This window comes from Isoptericola sp. NPDC060257, assembly GCF_042726645.1.
In the GTDB taxonomy this organism is placed as follows: Bacteria; Actinomycetota; Actinomycetes; order Actinomycetales; family Cellulomonadaceae; genus Isoptericola; species Isoptericola nanjingensis.
The window spans coordinates 1-5,229 of record NZ_JBHXAW010000304.1 but is presented as its reverse complement, the minus strand read 5'-3'; the positions used below and the strand labels follow the sequence as shown (position 1 = coordinate 5,229).

Sequence of the window (5,229 nt, the reverse complement as noted above, 5' to 3'; positions counted from 1 at the left end):
TTATTGCTGGGTCTGGTGGGCGCGTATTTGTTTATACGAGACTGGCCCCCCGCAAATCCGGGGGGGGCGGGGCCGGGGGGCCGGCCCCACCGGGACGATCAGATCGTCTCGCCCGGGTTCTCGTCCGAGAGCCCGGCCGGCGTCGTCTTCTGCACGTGCAGCAGGAACTCGACGTTGGTCTTGGTCTTCTTGAGCTGGCCGAGCAGCAGCTCGATCGCCTGCTGCTGGTCGAGCGCGCCCATGACGCGGCGCAGCTTGTAGACGATGCCCAGCTCGTCCTTCGACATGAGGATCTCCTCGCGCCGGGTGCCGGACGCGTTGACGTCCACCGCCGGGAAGATCCGCTTGTCCGCGAGGTTGCGGGAGAGGCGCAGCTCCATGTTGCCGGTGCCCTTGAACTCCTCGAAGATCACCTCGTCCATCTTCGAGCCCGTCTCCACGAGCGCCGAGGCGAGGATGGTCAGCGAGCCGCCGTTCTCGATGTTGCGCGCCGCGCCGAAGAACTTCTTCGGCGGGTAGAGCGCCGCGGCGTCCACACCACCGGACAGGATGCGGCCCGACGCCGGCGCCGCGAGGTTGTAGGCACGCGACAGGCGGGTGAGCGAGTCGAGCAGCACGACGACGTCCTGGCCCAGCTCGACCAGGCGCTTGGCCCGCTCGATGGCGAGCTCCGCGACGATCGTGTGGTCCGACGCGGGGCGGTCGAACGTCGAGGCGATGACCTCGCCCTTGACCGTCCGCTCCATGTCGGTGACCTCTTCGGGCCGCTCGTCCACGAGCACCACCATGAGGTGGACCTCGGGGTTGTTCGCGGTGATCGCGTTGGCGATCTGCTGCATGATGATCGTCTTGCCGGCCTTGGGCGGCGCGACGATGAGGCCGCGCTGGCCCTTGCCGATCGGGGCGACGATGTCGATCACGCGCGGCGTGAGACGGGTGGCCTCCGGGTTCTCCAGCCGCAGCCGCTCCTGCGGGTACAGCGGCGTCAGCTTGGTGAATTCGGGGCGCTGGCGCGCCTCCTCCGGCGTCATGCCGTTGACGGAGTCCAGCCGCACGAGCGCGTTGAACTTGCTACGGACGTTCTTGCCCGCCGGCGGCTCCTCGCCCTCGCGGGGCTGACGGATGGCACCGACGATCGCGTCGCCGCGGCGCAGGCCGGACTTCTTCACCTGGTTGAGGGAGACGTAGACGTCACCCGCCCCGGGCAGGTAGCCGCTCGTGCGCACGAAGGCGTAGTTGTCGAGGATGTCGAGCACGCCGGCGACCGGCAGCAGCACGTCGTCCTCGCGCACCTCGACGTCGTCCAGGCCGGCGACGTCCGGGCCGCCCGCACGGCCGCCGCGGTTGCGCTTGCGGTCCCGGCCGCGGTCGCGACCCCGGCGACGGCGCGAACCGCGCTCGTCGTCGTCGTCCCGTCGCGGGCGCTCGTCACGCTGGCCGCCCTGGGCGCCCGAGCGCTGCTGCTGGCCGGAGCCGTCGTTGCCGCGCCCCTGGCCCGAGCGCTGGCCGTCGCCCTCGCCCTGCCCCTGGCCGGCGTTCTGGCCGTTGCCGTTCTGCCCGTTGCCGGACCGGCGGCCGCCGCGCTCGCGCGGGGCCGCGACGGCCTCCGCAAGCTGGGCGAGGCGCGCCTCGCGGTCGGCGTCGTTCTGCTGGCCGCGCTGCTCGCCGCCGCGCTGCTCGTCCCTGGCGGGCTGCTGCTCGGCGGGCGCCTCCGCCGCGCGCTGCTGCGGCGCGGCGTCTCCCTCGGCCGAGCCGGCGGAGCGGGTGGCCCGGCGCGAGCGGCGCGGGGCCTCGGCCCCGTCGGCGCGCGGGGCGCGGGCGTCGCCCGAGGCCTGCCCGGAGCCCTGCTCGGCCGGCGACTGGGCCGGGGCGTCGCTGCGGACCGTCGGCGCCACGGCGGTCGCCGCGGCGACCGGGGCACCGGCGGTGCGCGCGCCCTGGCCGCGGGCGGCCCGGATCGCGTCCTGCAGGTCGCTCTTGCGCATCCGGGACGTGCCCTTGACGCCCATGCCGGAGGCCAGCGCCTGGAGCTCGGCCAGACGCATCGAGCTCAGGTTCCCGGATGCGGCGGCGCCGTTCCGGCTGTCGGTGGTGTTCGTCACGAAGGACCCTTCCCCCTCGTATGCGGCCCGCAGATCTCGGGGCCGGGGTGGTTGCCGTCCGGCGCGGGGAGCGCCGAGACGCGTGGAACCTCGCATCAGTGGTACGACGACGTCGGCTGGCGGGGTTGGTGTTTCACCCTCTCGCGGGACTGGCGCGGCGGTCCTGCACCGCATCGCGACCACCGAGGCACCTGGCTCTGACCGGGCACGCTGGCGCGCCGTGCGGTGGAGAGGGGGTGCCCTCGCGGTCGATCCCGAAGGCTCACCGCATCATATCACCTCACACCCGGCCCCAGGCCGACGCGCCGGCCGTCACGCGGCGCGCCACCGCGCCGTCGTGGTCCACCCCCGGGCGCAGCGCGCGCCAGCCCGCCACGTCGTCGACGAGGTCGGCCAGCACGGCGTCGAGCCGGTCCGTGCCGTCGCCCGCGGTGAGCACGAGGACCGTGGGCCCCGCCCCGGAGATGGTGGCCGCGAGCCCCTCGGCGCGCAGGGCGCGCAGCAGCTCGGCCGAGCCCGCCATCACGCTCGCGCGGTAGTCCTGGTGCAGCCGGTCCTCGGTGGCGTCGAGCAGCAGCTCCGGGCGCCGCGCCAGCGCCTCGACGAGCAGCCCCGCGCGCCCGGCGGTGAACGCCGCGTCGCCGTGCGGCACCTCCCCCGGGAGCACGCCCCGGGCGCGGCTCGTGGCCAGGCGGGCGTCGGGCACCAGGACGGTGGCCTCGATGCGGTCGTCGACGTCCAGGTCCACGGCGCGGGGGCCGTCGCCCGACCGCCACGCCAGCGTCGCGCCACCCCGGATCGCGGGGGCCGCGTTGTCGGGGTGGCCCTCGAACTCCGTCGCGATCCGCAGCACCGCGGCCGCGTCCAGGACGTGGGGGTCGGCGAGGAGCGCACGCGCCGCGACGATGCCCGACACGACGGCCGCCGACGACGAGCCCAGGCCCCGCGCGTGCGGGATGCGGTTGACGCACCGCAGCCGCAGGCCGGTCCGGGGCGCCCCGGCGAGCTCGAGCGTGTGCCGCAGGGCGCGCACGACGAGATGGTCGTCGCCGAGCGGCACCTCCCCCGCCCCCTGCCCCTCGACCTCGATGACGACGTCGTCGCTCGCGAGGAGCTCGACCTCCAGGTCGTCGTACAGCGCGAGGGCCAGGCCCATCGCGTCGAACCCCGGGCCCAGGTTGGCGCTGGTCGCGGGAACACGGACCAGCACGTGGTCGGCGCCGAGCTGCATGCGCGTCTCCCTCTCGGGGCTCGGTCGGAACGGTGTCGGGCGGGAGGGGCTCAGCCGAGGCCGAGCGCGTCGGCGATGGAGACGACGTCGGCGCTCACGCGCGTCGGGGTCACCTCGCCGCCGTCCGGCGTGCGCAGCGCCCACTGCGGGTCCTTGAGCCCGTGGCCGGTGACCGTCACGACGACCCGGGCCCCGGCGGGGACCAGGCCGCGCTCGGCGCGGGCGAGCAGGCCCGCGACGCCGGACGCGGAGGCCGGCTCGACGAACACGCCGACCTCGGCGGACAGGACGCGGTGCGCGGCGAGGATCTGCTCGTCGGTGACCGACTCGATCACGCCGCCGGACGTGTCGCGGGCGGCCTCCGCCTGCTCCCACGACGCCGGGTTGCCGATGCGGATCGCGGTGGCGATCGTCTCCGGCTGGTCGACGGGGTGCCCCAGGACGATCGGCGCGGCGCCGGCGGCCTGGAAGCCCCACATCTGCGGCGTGCGGGTCGCGACCGCGCCGTGCGCGGCGCCGTCGTCCAGGCCCGCGTACTCGCGGTAGCCCTTCCAGTACGCGGTGATGTTGCCCGCGTTGCCCACCGGGAGGCAGTGGATGTCCGGGGCGTCGCCCAGGGCGTCGACGACCTCGAACGCCGCCGTCTTCTGCCCCTCGATGCGGTCGGGGTTCACGGAGTTCACCAGCTCGACCGGGTACACCTCGGCGAGCTTGCGCGCCGCGATCAGGCAGTCGTCGAAGTTGCCGTCCACCTGCAGCAGGCGGGCGCCGTGCGCGATCGCCTGGCTGAGCTTGCCCATCGCGATCTTGCCGTCCGGCACGAGCACGGCGCACGTCATGCCGGCACGGGTCGCGTATGCCGCCGCCGAGGCGGACGTGTTGCCGGTCGAGGCGCACACGACGGCCTTCGCGCCGCGGCCCGCGGCCGCGGAGATCGCCGTCGTCATGCCGCGGTCCTTGAACGACCCGGTCGGGTTCATGCCCTCGACCTTGACGTAGACGTCGGCGCCGGTGCGGTCCGACAGCGCGGGGGCGGCCACGAGCGGGGTGCCGCCCTCGCCGAGCGTCACGATCCGCTCCGCCACGTGGGCGGGCAGCCGGTCGGCGTACTCGGTGATGACACCGCGCCACTGGTGGGCAGGCTGGGGCGTCGGCATGTCAGGCTCCCTCGACTCGCAGGACGGACGTGATCTCGTGCACCGGCTCGAGGCCGCGCACGGCCGCGACCGTCGCGGCGAGCGACGCCTCGCGGGCGGAGTGCGTGGTGAGCAGCAGCGCGGCGGTGCCCTCGGCGACGTCGACGGCGTACGGCTCGTCGGGCGCCTGGCGGACGGTGTCGATCGACACGCCGTGGTCGGCGAGCACCTGCGCCACCTGCGCGAGGACGCCGGGGCGGTCCGCCACGACGAGGCGGACCTGGTAGCGCGTGACGGCGGCGTCGTGCGGCAGCACCGGCAGCGACGCGTACGCGGACTCGCGCGGCCCGCGACCGCCGACCATCCGGTCGCGCGCGGCCGACACGAGGTCGCCGAGCACGGCGGACGACGTCGGGCGGCCGCCCGCGCCCTGCCCGTAGAACATGAGCGGGCCGGCGTCGTCGGCCTCGACGAAGACCGCGTTGAACGCGCCGCGCACCGCGGCGAGCGGGTGCGCGGCCGGCACGAGCGCGGGGTGCACCCGCACGGACACGCCTTCGGCGGTCTGCTCCGCGATCGCCAGCAGCTTCACGACGTGCCCGGTCTGCTGCGCGGCGGCGACGTCGGCAGCGGTCACACGGGTGATGCCCTCGCACGCGACCTGCGCCAGCGAGACCCGGGTGTGGAACGCGAGCGACGCGAGGATCGCGGCCTTCGCCGCGGCGTCGTGCCCCTCGACGTCGGCCGTGGGGTCGGCCTC

4 protein-coding genes are annotated in these 5,229 nt (G+C 75.1%); all 4 read right to left on the bottom strand.

What is annotated here, in order from left to right:
- Positions 1–98: 98 nt before the first annotated feature.
- On the bottom strand, positions 99–2,102 hold the full coding sequence (gene rho, locus ACFWEK_RS18705; RefSeq protein WP_430555014.1) for a transcription termination factor Rho: 2,004 nt from the start codon (positions 2,100–2,102) through the stop codon (positions 99–101).
- A 280-nt stretch (positions 2,103–2,382) separates the two neighbouring features.
- Complete coding sequence (thrB, locus tag ACFWEK_RS18700; RefSeq protein WP_430555013.1) at positions 2,383–3,333, bottom strand: homoserine kinase; 951 nt, start codon at positions 3,331–3,333, stop codon at positions 2,383–2,385.
- A gap of 50 nt (positions 3,334–3,383) precedes the next feature.
- Positions 3,384–4,490 carry a threonine synthase gene (gene thrC, locus ACFWEK_RS18695; protein WP_430555012.1) on the bottom strand — a complete coding sequence of 369 codons (1,107 nt, stop codon included), beginning with the start codon at positions 4,488–4,490 and terminating at the stop codon, positions 3,384–3,386.
- Position 4,491: 1 nt separating this feature from the next.
- On the bottom strand, positions 4,492–5,229 hold a 738-nt coding region (locus ACFWEK_RS18690; RefSeq protein WP_430555011.1), incomplete at its 5' end, for a homoserine dehydrogenase.